General features: G+C 34.8%; 15 protein-coding genes. 5 read left to right on the plus strand and 10 right to left on the minus strand.

The genetic code is table 11. The features are described from left to right. Positions 1-9: 9 nt before the first annotated feature. The 9 genes from KBP46_RS09225 to tssO form a co-directional block, all read right to left on the minus strand. Complete coding sequence (locus KBP46_RS09225; protein ID WP_216445191.1) at positions 10-717, minus strand: DKNYY domain-containing protein; 708 nt, start codon at positions 715-717, stop codon at positions 10-12. Then, positions 683-1,621 carry a hypothetical protein gene (locus KBP46_RS09230; RefSeq protein WP_216445192.1) on the minus strand — a complete coding sequence of 313 codons (939 nt, stop codon included), beginning with the start codon at positions 1,619-1,621 and terminating at the stop codon, positions 683-685. Before KBP46_RS09230 ends, KBP46_RS09225 begins: the two co-directional genes overlap by 35 nt. After that, positions 1,608-1,778, minus strand: a complete 171-nt coding sequence (locus KBP46_RS09235; protein WP_157885782.1) for a hypothetical protein — start codon at positions 1,776-1,778, stop codon at positions 1,608-1,610. The genes KBP46_RS09230 and KBP46_RS09235 overlap by 14 nt, the downstream gene beginning before the upstream one ends. 12 nt (positions 1,779-1,790) lie before the next feature. Beyond that, a complete protein-coding gene (locus KBP46_RS09240; protein ID WP_216445193.1) occupies positions 1,791-3,716 on the minus strand; it encodes a type VI secretion system Vgr family protein in 1,926 nt (641 codons plus the stop codon). A gap of 185 nt (positions 3,717-3,901) precedes the next feature. Next, positions 3,902-4,309 (minus strand): type VI secretion system tube protein TssD, encoded by a 408-nt coding sequence (gene tssD / locus KBP46_RS09245; RefSeq protein ID WP_062675339.1) that lies wholly within the window; start codon positions 4,307-4,309, stop codon positions 3,902-3,904. A 366-nt stretch (positions 4,310-4,675) separates the two neighbouring features. Continuing rightward, the gene (tssR, locus tag KBP46_RS09250; RefSeq protein WP_062675340.1) at positions 4,676-7,081 is read right to left on the minus strand and encodes a type VI secretion system protein TssR domain-containing protein; all 2,406 of its coding nucleotides are present in this window, start codon (positions 7,079-7,081) and stop codon (positions 4,676-4,678) included. 47 nt (positions 7,082-7,128) lie between these two features. After that, on the minus strand, positions 7,129-8,040 hold the full coding sequence (locus KBP46_RS09255) for a PKD domain-containing protein (protein WP_062675341.1): 912 nt from the start codon (positions 8,038-8,040) through the stop codon (positions 7,129-7,131). A gap of 48 nt (positions 8,041-8,088) precedes the next feature. Beyond that, positions 8,089-8,613 carry a type VI secretion system transmembrane protein TssO gene (locus KBP46_RS09260; protein ID WP_034697149.1) on the minus strand — a complete coding sequence of 175 codons (525 nt, stop codon included), beginning with the start codon at positions 8,611-8,613 and terminating at the stop codon, positions 8,089-8,091. Between the two features lie 11 nt (positions 8,614-8,624). Next, on the minus strand, positions 8,625-9,161 hold the full coding sequence (gene tssO, locus KBP46_RS09265) for a type VI secretion system TssO (protein WP_062675342.1): 537 nt from the start codon (positions 9,159-9,161) through the stop codon (positions 8,625-8,627). A 179-nt stretch (positions 9,162-9,340) separates the two neighbouring features. On the opposite strand from tssO, the gene KBP46_RS09270 reads away from it, so the two are divergent. The 5 genes from KBP46_RS09270 to KBP46_RS09290 all read left to right on the plus strand — a co-directional run bounded on the left by KBP46_RS09270 (position 9,341) and on the right by KBP46_RS09290 (position 14,161). Beyond that, entirely contained in the window at positions 9,341-10,012 is a 672-nt protein-coding gene (locus tag KBP46_RS09270) for a response regulator transcription factor (RefSeq protein WP_120233558.1), read from the plus strand. 317 nt (positions 10,013-10,329) lie between these two features. Beyond that, positions 10,330-10,620, plus strand: a complete 291-nt coding sequence (locus KBP46_RS09275) for an HU family DNA-binding protein (protein ID WP_002984212.1) — start codon at positions 10,330-10,332, stop codon at positions 10,618-10,620. A gap of 368 nt (positions 10,621-10,988) precedes the next feature. Then, on the plus strand, positions 10,989-12,548 hold the full coding sequence (locus KBP46_RS09280) for a ribonuclease E/G (protein ID WP_062675344.1): 1,560 nt from the start codon (positions 10,989-10,991) through the stop codon (positions 12,546-12,548). Positions 12,549-12,829: 281 nt separating this feature from the next. Beyond that, on the plus strand, positions 12,830-13,297 hold the full coding sequence (locus KBP46_RS09285) for an OsmC family protein (RefSeq protein WP_216445194.1): 468 nt from the start codon (positions 12,830-12,832) through the stop codon (positions 13,295-13,297). Between the two features lie 213 nt (positions 13,298-13,510). Continuing rightward, positions 13,511-14,161: a response regulator transcription factor gene (locus KBP46_RS09290; protein ID WP_228436889.1), complete on the plus strand. Its 651-nt coding sequence runs from the start codon at positions 13,511-13,513 to the stop codon at positions 14,159-14,161. Between the two features lie 260 nt (positions 14,162-14,421). Here the strand turns inward: KBP46_RS09290 and KBP46_RS09295 are convergent, their stop codons facing one another. Then, positions 14,422-15,933, minus strand: coding sequence for a carboxypeptidase-like regulatory domain-containing protein (locus KBP46_RS09295; protein ID WP_216445195.1), 1,512 nt, complete (start codon positions 15,931-15,933; stop codon positions 14,422-14,424). Positions 15,934-15,938 lie beyond the last annotated feature (5 nt).

The following is a 15,938-nucleotide window of genomic DNA, read 5'->3' on the forward strand; positions in this document are numbered from 1 at the left end:
TAACTCTTCTTACCTATCAGAAAAATATTCTTTTTGGAGAGAGTCTTTTATTTTTTCATGAATAGGCAAATTTTTTACATCATCAATAGATAATTTGACTTCATTATGGAAGATACTTTCACCATCGAATCCCAAATAAATACTTTTACCATTAATTGAATTCATATATTTTTCGGTTTTAAATGAATTTATTTGGACACCCTCCAATTTCTGACAATTTATCCCTCCATAGCTATAAATATTCTTTTTATCTCTAATATAATTACCACTTAATAATTTGACTTCTGGAGACACTAAATCTAATATTATATATGGAGAATTATTATTTCTCGAAGTAGAGTTATAATAAATATTATTTACATCCTTGTATAAAATATTCTTTTCCACTTCCTGATAACTTGCTGTTTTTATAATAGCATCAGTACTCCATAAAGAATTTGTTTTTAAAGAAAAGATAGAATCCTGTAAAATTAATCCTTTATTTTTTGTCATTATCTTTTCATTAGTTCCCGCATATTGTATAGTATAATCTGATGAAATATTCACTTTACCATTATACATATATAGATTTAATTTTAGTTTTCTAATATTATTACTGTTATTAATTTCCTTTAATTGTGTATCATAATAATTGATCTGTTTTTGTCCATCACATGAAAGCATAATTAATAAAAACAAAATACTATATCCTATTTTTTTGTATTTTCCATATTCCAAATTTTGTTGATGCTGTTTTATCTCTGGTTAAACTTGCTGCTCCAGACCAATTATTAACATTCATCTCTAACAACTTATCATCTATCAAAGAAAAATTTTGATAATCTCCTCTATCTCTTAATTGATCATATATTTTAAATTTCATATCACATGGATTTGAAGCATTTACAACAAGCAGCAATACATGATAACCATTTAAAATTGTAAAATAAAATACGTGATAACCAATTTTACTACCAATTGCATTTTTCAAATAATTTGATATTACATTTTGTTTTCCAGTATTATATTCCTTTGGTTGGTAATTACCTCCACCCTTAAAAGTACTTTGTTCAAAAATTTGAAAATTCTTAACAAAACCATAATCTTTAATTTGATCTATTCTTGTATAAGCATTATAAACATTTGCTTTATTATTTGAAGTTTCAGTTATAAAGTTTTTATTGTCCAATAATAACTTTCCTAATTGTTTGTCAGCAGCGATTATACATGCTGTATGTCGAGAAATAGAAATCTTATTTTCCTCAACTAATCTTTCCACATCTTTTTCAGAAAATACGTCTTTATAATCAACACATTTTATTTTAATCGTATTTAACGTCTTTCCTTCCACTTTTACCGTAATAAGAGTTTCACCAAGCTTTTTGCCCGTCACTTTTGTCTTTATTACCCATTCATTTTCAACACTCCAATAAGAAGTAGATAATGATATATTTGAATTATTAAGTTCAAATTTCAGATCACGCTTCTTATCATCATTTTTCCCACCTACCTTAAATCTAATTTCTCTTGTTTCATTCAAGCTAATGTTATACTCTACTATTCTTGTACATTCAAAATTTACAGAGGTAGGAAATATTTCTCTCGTGACTTTAAACCAAGTATTATAACTAACCCCTGCCATCTGCTTTTATTTTTTTTGCGCTATTGAACTCCAGATTATCTTCGATTGCATCGAATATCATTTTTTTACTGGTACTCATGTGAATTCTCCCAGCTAAAACAGCGTCCTTATTTTGAGTAATAATTTTAATATTCGAAGCTTTTCTTATAATTGCCATAGACGTTAATTTTTAATGATTAGTCCCTTTTTCACCACTATTCATATGTACAGTCTTAGCACTTTGTATAAGAATATCATCTTCTGAACTTATAGCAGTCATTTTTTTTGCAAAAATATCAGACGTTGAAGACTGTCTTGTATAATCATTATCCACCATCTCTGTCCGGTTATCAGATATTTCCATTCTATTACCCGTAGCAGTTTCTATAATATCATTACCAGCAGATATTGTAATATTATTTCCAACGTTTGTACTTTGGTTATTTCCCACCGTCGTAGTCATATTCTCTCCTACATTAATATTCATATTCTTACAGTTCAGGGTCATGGTTTCCGGTGCCGTGATATTAATATTACTTCCTGTTGTATCCAGATGGATTTCATTTCCGCTTTTATCTGTAATAATAATGCTTTCGTCTTCTGTAAAAACGATTCTGTGGCCGCTTCGCGTTTGTATAGATTTTACACGATTGTCTGCACCTCCACCAAGGCCTATTCCGCCATGAAACATTCCTCCCATCACAAATGGTCTGTCAGGATGACTATGTACGAAATTAACCATCACCTGATCGCCTACCTCGGGAATAGCTACATAACCACGATTTTGAGTGATCTGATCGGTTCCTCCTGCATCGGGGCTCATTACTCTTACAAAGTGAGTGTTATCATTCATCTGCCAGTCGAATCTTACCTGAACTCTTCCCTGACCTTCCGGATCGGTATTGGAAATTACCGTTGCAATTTGTGGCTGTGCAGCCGGTACCGTAAATTCCGGTTTGGGCAGAAAACCCGTGTCTGCGGCAATGGATTCGAAAGTTCCCGTATAATGTCCGATCGTATCAATTTCATGAACGGCTTCTGTCACCATAACCTTCGTAAAATAAGATGTTTCACTGCTGTCCGGTTTTCTCATATGAATATCAGCAATACATCCGGGATGCAAAAAAGGAACGGTTGTAGATCCGGAAACCGAAAATACATTAACCGCTTCACTTCCTGACGCGCTTCTTTGAGAATGCTCCACATCCAGATGCGTTGTTGCTTTGATAGGCGCAACCTGCAGTGCCGGAGTTTTATAGATTTTATCGTTATGAGTATATGCTGTGCGGGCCAAATCACCTAAATGATCAACCGGAGTTTCCCCTGAGGTCAGTTTTTCATGTTTACTGCTGTTATAGCCATAATATTGAGGTCTTGTATGAACCGCTTTAAGCTCTACTTTAATATTATCTGCATTGCTTCCGTATAAAAGTTTTATAGGCTTATTCTGTGGAGGCAGCTTGCCAAAATGCAAAACTTCTCCATCATAATAAAATTGTTCTCCATAAGCTTCTGCCATTCTCGACAGATAATTATAATGGGTTTCGTTATACTGGCTGCTGTAAATGATCTGGGAATAATCATTGGTATCGACTCTTATATCAAACCGTTCTTTATCTATTCCCTGTTGTATTACTTCTTTGGCTATGATTCCCATATTAACAGGCTGGCTGCCGCCAAAGCTCTGGATATGCGGAGCACCGTCCAGCAGGATCGTTGGGCTGTATCCGGAAAGTACAATATTTCCCAGACTCATTTTTTCCTGACTGAATCCTACTTTGGTAATAACCCCGACAAAATTCCTTTCCGGACTCTCTTCAATATCTTTGTAGGAAATAACAGCCGTAAGACGTTTTCCCAGAAATTTGTTGGCTTCTTCAAGGGTATGGCTCTGCCTGTCTCCCAAAGCATCGTGAGCAAGAATAAGATTGAATTCGTGGTGGTGACCCGCTTTTTGTTTAAGAGTGAAATGTTTATAGTACTTAATAATTTTACCTTCTACAACCAGTGATAATTTAACCAGCCGGTTGATCCCTGCGTGATGATTCGCGGATATCCCGTCTGCATTCTGAGATGGGCGGAAAGAAGATCCTTTGGTCTTTGATTCGGTTTTCATATGCTTTGTGTTTGTGTTTGTGTTTGTGTTTGGTATTAAAGATAACAAAATTTATGTAACAGACACTATATAAATATGTTATAAAATAAAATTCTCAGGTATAGTTTTTTTATTCAGGCAAAAAAAGACCGTCTTAAATAGGGACAGTCTTTCTTCTTATGAATGTTGATAATGTGTGTCAGTATTTAGCTGGATGGCCATAGCCCAGCATATTGAGAAGTACCATAATCTATTGTTTCAGCACTGATTACGAAGCTGATCAGCATACTGTTGCTGTCGATAGCATCGAAATCTACCTGATGCTGGATTACATATCCATTCTGCCATTTCAGTGTAATCAATGTTCCTTCTTCGTGAGATTTGTTAAAAGTAATCTCTCCTACAGTCGGCTTATATTTACCGTTCAGCAAGCTTTCAAGGATATCTGATTTTTCAGTAGCTTCTACTGTAACCTTGATTAATGCGTTGGAAGGATCTGATGCTACACGTCCTGAAACATCTGTAGATCTGGAAACGCTGTAATTCATTTTTAACAGCTTCTGCCCTTCTCCATTATTGAATTTTAAGATTCCTCTTGAATTTCTTTCTGCCATGATTAGTAAATTTAATCGTTAGTAATATTTTGTGATGTGGTGATTGTGTTAGCAAATATAGAGGCTCTTTTCCGCTAAAAAAAACTTTTCCCTATAAATCTGAGATTTTGTAGTAGTTCTACGATTTAATGTCGTAATTCTACGACAATGGATTTACACACCACACGATAACATCCATTAATACAGTGTTTTAAATTATCTCTCCATTTTTAGATAAAAAATAATTTTACACATGAAGGAGAAATAATGAGGTTTAAAGTCCGAGGTTTCAGGTTTATGTAAATCAATTTTTTGGTCAATCTGTCTTTATGCGACAAAAAAAGCAGAAGTATATACTCCTGCTTTTAATATCATAAAATGAATTTTTTAATGTTTTGTGTATTCCGGTTGTTCTGTTGGAATTCTTGATGGAGTAAAGTACTCATTAAGCCAGTAGAAAGTCTGTCCGTTCTGCTGAATTTTTACAGCCGGATTGTTTCTGTTGGCAAGCATTCTGTCCGCTAAGTTTTTATAATGCTGGAAATAATTCTTTACCGTTTCACTAGGAACAACTTTTGATTTTTTCCAACCTTTCAGCTTATATTTAGCCATCAGTTCTTCTTCAGAAAGATCAAATCCTGTACTCATTCCGATAGCGTAAGACATTGGCAGCTCATAAAGTGCTCCTTTATCTAAGAATTTTATTGTAGGATTATATTTCTTCAACAGCTTCACATATTCTTTCACCGCTCTTGCCTGATTAAAGTCTGCACGGTCCGCCTGAGTGTTTCTGTAAACTTCAGTGTAGAATGCTTTTAAGTTATCATATTCGGATTCAGAAATAAGGATTCCCTTTTCTATTGCTGGAGTATAATCTTTCAGATCTTTTGGAATATATCCTTTCACAAGGAATGGACTTCCGTAGTTGATCAGCTGTGCAGCAATTCCGGCAGAAACAGGATTGGTAAGTCCTGGATACAGATATTTATATTTCAGATCTACATCTGTTCTTCCTGCGCCTACCGATGAATGAAAATATTCATTCAGAGATTTATCAACAGTCTGATTGTCTAAAGTAACCTGCGCAATAAGGCTGTCAACAGATTTTTTCAGGAATCCCGGAGTGGTAATATCTCCTTTTTTAGGGAAAATAACGAATCCCTGAGACATACTCTGCTTAGGATAAGCTAAAGAGAAAAATCCTTCATCACCTTCCACAAGGTTGAAATTGTTTTTGGTAAGTACATCATATTGGTTGATGATCTTCTGCTTTTTAAGCTCAGCAATATTTTTAGCTGTATTGGTTACCACATTTTCTGCCATCAATACAAAATCATTATAAGTATCAGATGATCTTGCACTGGTCTGGAACATGATTAACCTTGCCTGAGCCTGCGTCAATGAGCTGATTACACTGTACATATTTCCGCTCTGGTTAGCAGAAGTACCTACAGTCACTACAATATTGGTTTCATCAGGAACATTTGAAAGAAGATTTCCAGCTGCAGTAAGAGCTTCTCCTACCGGCTGATAACCATTGTTGCTTGCGCAGTTCATTTCATTTGTTTTCTGATCGATAAACGAAGAAATCTTGCTGTAATCTGTACTTAAATTGGATACAGAAATATTCTCCCCACAAGGATTATTTTTATATAAAACCACTCCATATTTAACATTACTAAAATAAGATGGTTTTTCAAATCTAAGCTGCAGGTCCTGTAATAATGATTTTACAATAGGTGCATAAGGTGCATTGGCTGCACTTACATCTAGCGCGAAAACAATATTGATATTTTTATCTCTTTCCGTGATTTCTCTGTAACGGTCAAAATAGATGGGTTCTCCCAATACATTGGATACAAAGTTTTTGCTGTAATCTAAAATATTGGTGAAATATTTTGTCTTTGAATCAGGAGTTGGTGTTTCTTCTAAAGGAAGATTTACCGGGAAGATATTTTCAAGAGGAGTTCTCTTGTTTACATCAGTAAGAAGAACTGCGGTTTTGTTGTCAGCATCAGAAGCTGATCCACCTGGATGCCCTTCATGAATTCCCAGTGTTGTATCATTAATTCCTGTTGTATTTTTTAGTTTGATTGCAGAACGTTCTCCCCAGCTGGAAATTACATTTGAGCTTACCCATCCGTAAAGTCCTTTGTTGATACTGTCCATATCAACAGATGGTTTTTTACCTACCAGGAAACGTTTGTTATTTTCAGCCATCTTGTATACGTAAACAATTTGTCCATTAGGAATTTTCACGTTGGCTGTTTCAATAAGGCTTGGTGAGTTGAACACCATAATAGAGTCGTTTTTGTAGTATCTTTCAGCATTTCTGATGACTTCGCTGTTATTAGGGACTACTGCGACTCTTACAGGATAACCTGTTTTTTCGCTTTTTAAGGCATTATTCCAAAGAAGGAGGTCAGATTCCTGAATCCAGCCGTATGTTTTGACTGATTTTGGGGAAACTTTTTTCATTAAAGCATCCGGAACATATTCCGCTACTTTTACCATTCCGTCTCTATGTTTTAAAACCATTAAAGGTTCAAGGAATTTCACTTCTTTGTAAGACTTCTCATCATCTTTATCCAAATAAGCTGTATTTCTGGATCTGTCTGAAATAACAATCCATGGCACTGACTTTTTTGGATATCCGTTAACGACAGGTGAAGCATCCACCTGCCCATATTGTGAAGGCTCCGGGGTTTTCTTTGACGGCAGTTTTACCTGGCAACTCGTCAATAATACTGATAACCCTATATAATATGCTGCTAGAGGAAATTTATTTTTCATCCTATTTAATCTTTTTATGATTGGCACATCCGTAAGACCGGACGAAATTATTTGCTTTGATTAATATCTACTTTAGTTACACAGTTCTGCGTATCATCCAGGTTTACTTTTACCGTCTGGATTACCGTATTTTTGTCAAACTGAAGGCCTGCACAATACATGTAGAAGTTATTCACTTTGCTGTCATTTACTTTTACCACTGTATTTTCATTGTTACACAGATAAGTTTTCAGCAGGTAATTGTAGTGCATATTGAAACTGTTTCCGTTGGCAATCTGCTGCAGGTGATATTTAAAATCATTGTCTACTTTGGCATAAGAGTCTTCTACTGAAACTTCATCTTCTGCAAGAGCATCATAAGCCGGAAGAATTTTGATACGGTGATAGATAGGATCCTGGCTTTGTTCTGTGTAAAGAGTCACCAGATACTCTCCAGGTTTTTTATAGGAATAGATGGTAAATTTATCCTTCGCATCTGTATTTCCAGACTCACCGAATTTCCATGCAAACTGTTTTGCATCAGAAACAGCGCGGAAAGTCACATTTTCATTTTGCATCGCCTGACTCACGGCTTCAATAGTCGTTTTTGTCGTTGCAGTATCTTTAGGTTTCTGAACGCTTCTTGCGCCTACCATTACAGGGAAAGATTTCGTGTACTTGTTGTCAACGATCAAGCTCACCTGATAGTACCCTGGTTTATTATAGAAGTGAATACCACTATTTTTATCTGAAGTTGTTCCATCTCCGAAATTCCATCTTTTGGTTTTCGCAAACTGGGTTTTATCTTCGAATAAAAGCGTGTCTCCTACCGCCAATGAAGACGGATAAACCACCCCAACAATATCATCGGCTGAGTGTATTACCTTTTTCTGCAGCCACAGAGCAACCAATGCTGCGATCAGCAAAGTTGCAATAACACCGATAATAATGTTTTTCTTGTTCTTTTGAAAATAATTCATAGTTAGTAATTGTGATGTGTTTTATTTAAAGTTCCTAGTATTTATTGCTTACTGCATTCTTGCTTTCAGATCCTGCTCGCGCTGATAGAGCTTATTCTGCTTATCTTTAAATCCGATTCTGCATTCATCTACCTGTTTCTGGAAAATTTTAATGTCTTCAGAGGTGGTTGAAATGACTTTTTTGTCATCAAAATACATTTTATAAAATTTTGCGATCTGTGGATAAGCATCTTTGCGGATATCCACAACGTCAGTACTATTGAAATAGCTGTTAAGGTCGTTAACACCCAGTTGGATATTGTTTTCGATGAAAGGCTGTGGCCCGTCGTCCGTAAGTTTGGTAATCATGGTATACGTACTGTCCATGATAGGAAGAACAACTTTCTGGTGTTGTTCAAATTCGGCTTTCTGCTCAAGATTCTGAATTCCTCTTACATCTTCATCAGAAAAAGGAGATACAAATCCTTTTAAAAAGATCACTCCCAAAAATAACATTGCAGTTACCAGCATCAGTATTAAATAAAAAAACTGATAATGCCTTTCTTTCTTAGATAATGTGATTTGTCCTTGCATATCTTTTCTTTTTATCTTCTTCTTTTACTTCCTGTGAAATTTCTTGTAGGGTCTTTTCTCAGTTCATTATTGGTCACTTTGATCTTCCCCATGCATTCATCAAGATCTCTTAAAACTGTTTTCTTCTGATACTCCACTTCAATGATCTTGGCTTTTAAAGTCATCATCGGTACAATTTGCTTCATCAATAAAGCATAATGTTTAAAGCTCTGCACACTGTCTTTCCCCATAATGTTTTTAGCATCTCTCACATTATCCATAATACTGGTTCTGAGAAACACTTCATTCTCCACCTTATTAATGCTAAGCTGGTTCATTTTGTCGTAAATATCATCAATGTGATCTTTAAGCACGTCACTTCGAAGCATCAGTTCTTTATAAGCTTCAGCTTCACGGCTAATCCCTTCGCGCTGTATGTCATAACTCTTAAAGAAGAGAAATAAGCACGTAAAAGATACAACCGACAAAACAACAAATGACAGAATAAACTTCCAAATGCCCGTTCTGACGTCAGATTTGTTTAATTTTTTTTCCCTGTTAGAAGACATAATTTGCGATTTGTTTGGCCTGTGAAAATATAAAAAAAAAATTTTATGCACAATACGTAATTTCCCCAACCCTGTTTCGTGAAAACCCTGATTAAATTAATATTAATTTTCACTTTGATAAGTTTTTCATAAATTAGACCTCTGAATTTTAAATATCATTCGCCAAATCGATATTAAGAATGAGTAAAATATTATCTAATACCGTACGTTTTTCCATTGCAGACAGTGATTTTTATTTTAAAAAAATAATGATCAAAACTCTTATGGAAAATCCTTTCTATATGCTTCTGAATGATTGTAACAATGGGCATGAACTGGTAAACAGAATCTACAGAAGACAGGAAGATGTGTTCATTATTGAACTCTTCATGCCGGTATTAAGTGGAATTGAAGCTATTAAGTATATCAGAAAAAACAATACTGAAACCCCTATTATTACGTATTCCGGCACTTATCAGGAAGATATGGCGGAAATCCTTTCGAAGATTCCCAATATCTATTACTGTCAGAAAAAAAGCACCATTATAAAGGATATTATTAAAGGAAGTATTGCCTCTGACGACTTCGACTATCAGGCTTATTCCAAAGAATGGGAACAGCAACCTCTTGCTGTACAGGAATACATGGACAGGCAGAAAAAAGGACAGGAAGAGCTGTCACCGGCAGAAATACAGCTTATGAGATTCTGTTATGAAGGATTCAGTAATAAAGAAATTGCAGAAAAACTGAATCTGAGTACCAGGACTATAGACACTTATATCAACAGGCTAACAGAAAAGCTGGGCTTAAAGACCAAACTTCATCTGATACGTTTCTGTGTAGAAAACGGATATTATAATTCCAGTTTATAAAAAATTTTGATTTCACTAAAAAAATCAATTCCTCGTGATGTATGAGGACAGAGAAGAAGATTTCAAAATATTATAATCAATATTAAAAAGTACTGTAAAGCCTGCTATAACCAGCATTTATTAAATTTTGTTCACCAAATTTCTGTACCTTTATCCGGCTGTATTATTTTATTGTTAAATAATCTTCACCGTACCTTAATATAGTGTATACATAAAAAGTCCAACTCTTTGAATAAAAATATTTTGCCACTAATTTGCTAGTATTCAATTTTTTTAACTAAATTTGCACACCTAAAATTTAAAATTAAAATAAGGAAATGACAAAGGCAGAATTGGTAAACACCATCTCAAATAAGTTGGGAACAGAAAAGAATGAAACACAGAAAGTTGTAGAAGCTTTTATGCAGGAGATCAGAACTTCTATGTATAATGGGGATAACGTTTATCTAAGAGGTTTTGGATCTTTTATCATTAAAACAAGAGCTGCTAAAACAGGAAGAAATATTTCTAAAAACACTGCAATTGAGATTCCTGCTCATAACATTCCTGCTTTCAAACCTTCAAAATCTTTTGTTGAGAAAGTAAAAACTAAAGTTGCAGTAAAATAAGAACATTAACTGAATATTAACTAGTTACTAAAAAATTAAAATTATGCCAAGCGGAAAGAAAAGAAAAAGACACAAGGTTGCGACTCACAAAAGAAAGAAAAGAAGAAGAGCAAACAGACATAAGAAAAAATAATCTCTTTTTCTCGAGATTTACAATATAATAATATAGTTGGTGGATTTAAATTTTTAAAGTTCACTAACTATATTTTTGTTTGCAACTATAAGATTCCGCGGAAAACGGAGGGTTTCAAATATTATTTTAATAAACATATAATGATTTTCATTCAAAATCCTTATATTTAATAGATGAATTAATCGATAAAAAACATCCACTTCCTATAATCTTAACAATTTTATCTTATTAAAAAATGAAGAAAGAACTAATAGTTTCGCATGAAGATGATCTTACAAAGATTGCGCTGCTGGAAGACGGAAGACTATGTGAACTTCATGAGCAAGAAGACAAAAGCGATTTTATAGTTGGAGATCTGTTTATAGGAAAAGTAAAAAAACTGGCACCCAATCTGAATGCAGCATTCGTCAATATCGGATATGACAAAGATGCATTTCTGCATTATCAGGATCTGGGACCTCAGTATCTTACGTACAGAAAGTTTTTAAAAGATACTATTTCTAAAAAACAAAGCACTTCGAGCTTAAAAAATTTCGAGATACAACCCGAAATAGACAAAAACGGAACGGTAGACAAAGTAATTGCCAAGGACGATCTTGTTCTGTTACAAATTACCAAAGAACCTATTTCTACCAAAGGTCCAAGAATTTCTACCCAGATTTCATTAACAGGGCGTTTCCTGGTTTTAATTCCTTTTGACAATAAAGTTTCTATTTCCAAAAAGATCAGAAGTTCTGAGGAAAAAGAAAGACTGAGAACCCTTATCGACAGCATTAAACCTGAAGGATTCGGAGTAATCATCAGAACGGTAGCAGAAGGAAAAAAAGTAGCAGACCTGCATAATGACATGAACCAGCTGGTTCAGAAGTGGGAAAGCACTTTCAAAAACATCCAGAGAAATAAAGTTCCGTCTAAAGTTTTAAGCGAAGAAGACAAAGCTTCAGCTATTCTAAGAGACAATTTTAATCAGGATTTCGTGAATATCATCTGCGACGATGAGCAAATGGTCAACGAAATGAAAAATTACATTGAAGTAATTGCCCCTGAAAAGAAAAACATTGTCCAGTTTTATGATTCTCATATTCCACTTCTGGAATATTACAATGTTGAAAAACAGCTTAAACAGAGCTTCGGAAAACACGTCAACATTCCGAGTTCCAAAGGAGCTTATCTTGTTATTGAACACACAGAAGCACTTCACGTAGTAGACGTCAACTCCGGAAACAATATTACTACCGGAACTGCTGTCAACAAAGAGCATGCACTGAAAGTGAACAAAATGGCTGCTACAGAAATCGCAAGACAACTTCGCCTCCGCGATATGGGAGGTATCATCGTTATCGATTTCATAGATATGCCGAATTCTGATCACAGAAGAGATCTTTACGAGCATCTTAAAGAGGAAATGAAGCGCGACAAAGCACGCCACAAAATCCTTCCTCCAAGTAAATTTGGTCTGATCCAGATTACCAGACAGAGAAACCGTCCGGAAAAACAGATCGACACCAAAGAAGAAAACCCGAACAAAGACGGAGAAATTGTAGCTCCTATTGTTATCGTGGAAAGAATGGGTGAAACCTTAAGAAATATCCTGCAGAAAGAAAAAGGAAAAATCTACCTGCACGTACACCCATTTGTGGAAGCCTACCTTACAAAAGGCATTAAAAGTATCCAGATGAAATGGTTTATCAAATACAAAAAGTGGGTAACCATTGTTCCAAGGGATTCTTTTAAATATTTAGAATACAAAATCTACAATGCCAAAAAAGAAGAATTGATAGAATTCTCTAATTAAAAAATTTAAAACCTTCAGTTGTACTGGAGGTTTTTTCGTTTTTATAATGTATTGCAAATATAGAACATGATTAATAATTTAAGTTTTGCCTCAAGACAATGGACGATTAGATTATTACACTAGGCGGGCTAAAGCCCACCCTATTGATATTGATATCCAGATGTATAATAGTTGTTTAACAACAATATCTTTTATCTTTTATCTTTTATCTTTTATCTTTTATCTTTTATCTTTTATCTTTTATCTTTTATCTTTTATCTTTTATCTTTTATCTTTTATCTATGAAAAACCACCATTACAAAATTACCGTCCAATGGACAGGAAATAAAGGAACAGGAACCAGCGGCTATAGAGACTACGAAAGAAATCACACCATTTCAGCAGAAAACAAAGTTGTGATTGAAGGTTCATCAGATCCTGCATTCCGTGGTGAAAGAACAAAACATAATCCGGAAGACATGCTGTTATCTTCACTTTCCTCCTGTCATATGCTATGGTATCTTCATTTTTGTTCTGAAGCCGGCATTATCGTTACAAATTATACTGATGAAGCGACAGGTACCATGGTAGAAACAGCCAGTGGAAGCGGTCATTTTACAGAAGTAACTCTACACCCAACAGTAACAGTTGCTGAAGAATCTATGATTAAAAAAGCAGAACAACTTCATCATAAGGCCAGCGAATTCTGCTTCATTGCCAACTCCGTTAACTTTCCGGTAAAGCATATCCCTACCACGTTAGTTAAATAGTACCACATTTCAAAATAACGTTTAAAAACAACGATGAATAATAGATTTCAACAATAATAACTCCAAAAAATTCCACAAAAAGAGAATTATTTAGCGAAAAATCAATAAAAATAATATTTTACCATCAATAAAAACATAATAATTTGAAATTATTTGTCAATTTTGTTTAAAATATGAAGTTTTTTTCCTATTTTTATATAAACAAAATAAACCATGATGAAACCAAAATTGACTATTTTTGATGAACCGATGCTCTATACAGAAGGATTATCAAGACTACTTACTCAAAGCAAAATTTTCAGTACAATTGATATTTGCAATTCTCTAGAAAACCTCTCAAAACATTTAAAAGAAGAACCTCCGGAAATGCTTGTGATGAGTTCCAACATGCTTATGCTTTCAGAAATATGCAAGCTTGTGGAGACTATTATTGCAAAGCATAAAAATACCAAGATTACTATCATTGGAAGTTCATATGATGTGATTGACATCCGAAAACTCTTCAATAAAGGTATTAAAGCTTATCTGGATAAAAATTGTTCCTATGACGAATTTCTTAAATCCATCAATGTTTTACTTCTTAATGAGATCTATATCTGTGATCAGGCAAAGGAAAGAATGATCAATTTTATTAGTAATGAACAGGGAAAACCCAACCCTCACATCAAAGAACCTCTCACCCGCCGCGAAATGGAAATTCTTAAACTGATCTGTGACGGATGCAGCAGTAAAGATATATCAGAAAAATTATTTATCAGTATCAATACGGTAGAAACACACAGAAAAAGAATTCTTTTGAAACTCAATGCGAAAAACTCAGTCGGAATTGTAAAATATGCGATCGAGAATCATATCATCGACTGAAAGACTTCCATGAATCACTCAAAAATTCCAGGCTTTAAAAAGTCTGGAATTTTTTTTACTTCTGATTTTAATTAATTCTTCAGTGAAATTTTTATTGTTACCTATACTCAAAGTCTGTAGAATAAAAAGTGAGGCAGAGAAACTAGAGACAAAACATGAAAAACATATTTAATTAATTCTAAAAAATTGATCTCTAATGGTACAGATATGATCTCATACCTCACTTTAAAACTAAAACCTTAGACATTAAATATTGTATCTTATTCATAATCCGGCATTTCTCCATTACTGAACAGTGTTGCCCTTGTCATATCGGTCAGCGTACTACTAAGGTCAATGACCATTATATTCCTTTGAGAAATATTGTCGTTGGAGGTATTCATGAATATAATCTGAGCATTATTTGGTGAGAACCTAGGATCGTGGTCATTCGTTCCCAGTACTTTTTCGCTTTCTGCAGAAATATCACTCACAGCATCTGTAACAAGGTTATAGATAAAGATATGTGAATCCAGCTGACGGTAATTTCCACTTCCATCCAAATATCCGGACATATCACGGGTAAAGAGAAGAAGCTGTCCGTCTACAGAGAAGTTCAAGCCTCCGCTGGCACCTGCAGTACCTGACAATACCGTTTTAAGAACAGCGCCATTTATATCTATTACATGAATTTTAGTATTGTATCCGTTATAATCATTGGTTTTCAATGCTATTTTACTACCATCATAGCTCCAGTCACATTCGGAGATCAGGCTTCCATCCGGAGTTGTATAGACTAAGCTCAAGCCACTTCCATCTTTATTAATTCTGTACAACTTATTAAAATTGGAGTAAATAAGCTCCTTACCGTTGGTACTCCATGCAAAGTCCATTTCATAGTTATTAAAGCCTGCAACAGCAACCGTTGTTACTTTAAAAGGATTGGAGCCATCCGGATTGGCAGTGTAAAGATGGGTACTTCCACCTTCCGTACGAAGGAATGCAATGAGACCTGCATTATTGTTTTTACGCGGTCGCCAGCTGTTGTAGGAAGAACTGGTAAACTGGAAGTTATTTCCCTGATCATCACTGGAAATAATCACAAAGTTTCCATTTTGTTTCTGAACGTAATGATACCTGTTGGCCGGAACTGTATTGGTGGTAAATTTACTGATAGAGCTTAAAACTGGCTGGTGAATGCCGTCCGAAACAGACACCTGCCAGAAGTAACTTACACCAAACTTCAGATTTGAAAGCGTATAGTGGTTTGCTGTCAAATCATTAACCTGAATCACATTAGTGTCAAGATTATTTTTAATGGTCAGACTGTATCTTAATACATCTGCTGTATCGGGATCTGTTGCGCTCCAGGTTAATTCGACGCTCAAAGGTTGATTTACTGCGTTATCTATCGGACTTAGCAACTGTGGTGTAGCGGGAGGAGAATTCAATGAAGTATCATCATCCATCTCAAAAACTACCGTTACCACCTGATTTTGATTTTGTATATTGACTGACTGAAAGCTTGTGATATATCCTGAAAGTTCTGCTTTTACAGAATAATTCCCTATCGGCATGGCAGCGATTTCAAATGAACCGTCTGTACCACTGAAAACCGTTTGTGTCGTAGGATTTGTAAATATCTTCACATTAGAAAGCGGCACATTGCTACCCCTTTTCACGACTTTTCCTTTTAACATTCCTGTTTGCGCCTGTTCTACAAGGTCTTCATTGCATGAAAACAGACAAAAAGCAAAGATGAGTATGCTGAATATTTTAATTATAGTTTTCATAGTTC

The sequence above is a fragment of the Chryseobacterium sp. PCH239 genome (assembly GCF_018924625.1).
Taxonomy (GTDB): Bacteria; Bacteroidota; Bacteroidia; order Flavobacteriales; family Weeksellaceae; genus Chryseobacterium; species Chryseobacterium cucumeris.

Bases quoted from the DNA above. Each gene is read 5' to 3' on its own strand.
- KBP46_RS09230 (WP_216445192.1), bottom strand. From the start codon at position 1,621: ATGGCAGGGGTTAGTTATAATACTTGGTTTAAAGTCACGAGAGAAATA.
- KBP46_RS09235 (WP_157885782.1), bottom strand. From the start codon at position 1,778: ATGGCAATTATAAGAAAAGCTTCGAATATTAAAATTATTACTCAAAAT.
- KBP46_RS09240 (WP_216445193.1), bottom strand. From the start codon at position 3,716: ATGAAAACCGAATCAAAGACCAAAGGATCTTCTTTCCGCCCATCTCAG.
- tssD (WP_062675339.1), bottom strand. From the start codon at position 4,309: ATGGCAGAAAGAAATTCAAGAGGAATCTTAAAATTCAATAATGGAGAA.
- tssR (WP_062675340.1), bottom strand. From the start codon at position 7,081: ATGAAAAATAAATTTCCTCTAGCAGCATATTATATAGGGTTATCAGTA.
- KBP46_RS09255 (WP_062675341.1), bottom strand. From the start codon at position 8,040: ATGAATTATTTTCAAAAGAACAAGAAAAACATTATTATCGGTGTTATT.
- KBP46_RS09260 (WP_034697149.1), bottom strand. From the start codon at position 8,613: ATGCAAGGACAAATCACATTATCTAAGAAAGAAAGGCATTATCAGTTT.
- tssO (WP_062675342.1), bottom strand. From the start codon at position 9,161: ATGTCTTCTAACAGGGAAAAAAAATTAAACAAATCTGACGTCAGAACG.
- KBP46_RS09270 (WP_120233558.1), top strand. From the start codon at position 9,341: ATGAGTAAAATATTATCTAATACCGTACGTTTTTCCATTGCAGACAGT.
- KBP46_RS09275 (WP_002984212.1), top strand. From the start codon at position 10,330: ATGACAAAGGCAGAATTGGTAAACACCATCTCAAATAAGTTGGGAACA.
- KBP46_RS09280 (WP_062675344.1), top strand. From the start codon at position 10,989: ATGAAGAAAGAACTAATAGTTTCGCATGAAGATGATCTTACAAAGATT.
- KBP46_RS09285 (WP_216445194.1), top strand. From the start codon at position 12,830: ATGAAAAACCACCATTACAAAATTACCGTCCAATGGACAGGAAATAAA.
- KBP46_RS09290 (WP_228436889.1), top strand. From the start codon at position 13,511: ATGATGAAACCAAAATTGACTATTTTTGATGAACCGATGCTCTATACA.
- KBP46_RS09295 (WP_216445195.1), bottom strand. From the start codon at position 15,933: ATGAAAACTATAATTAAAATATTCAGCATACTCATCTTTGCTTTTTGT.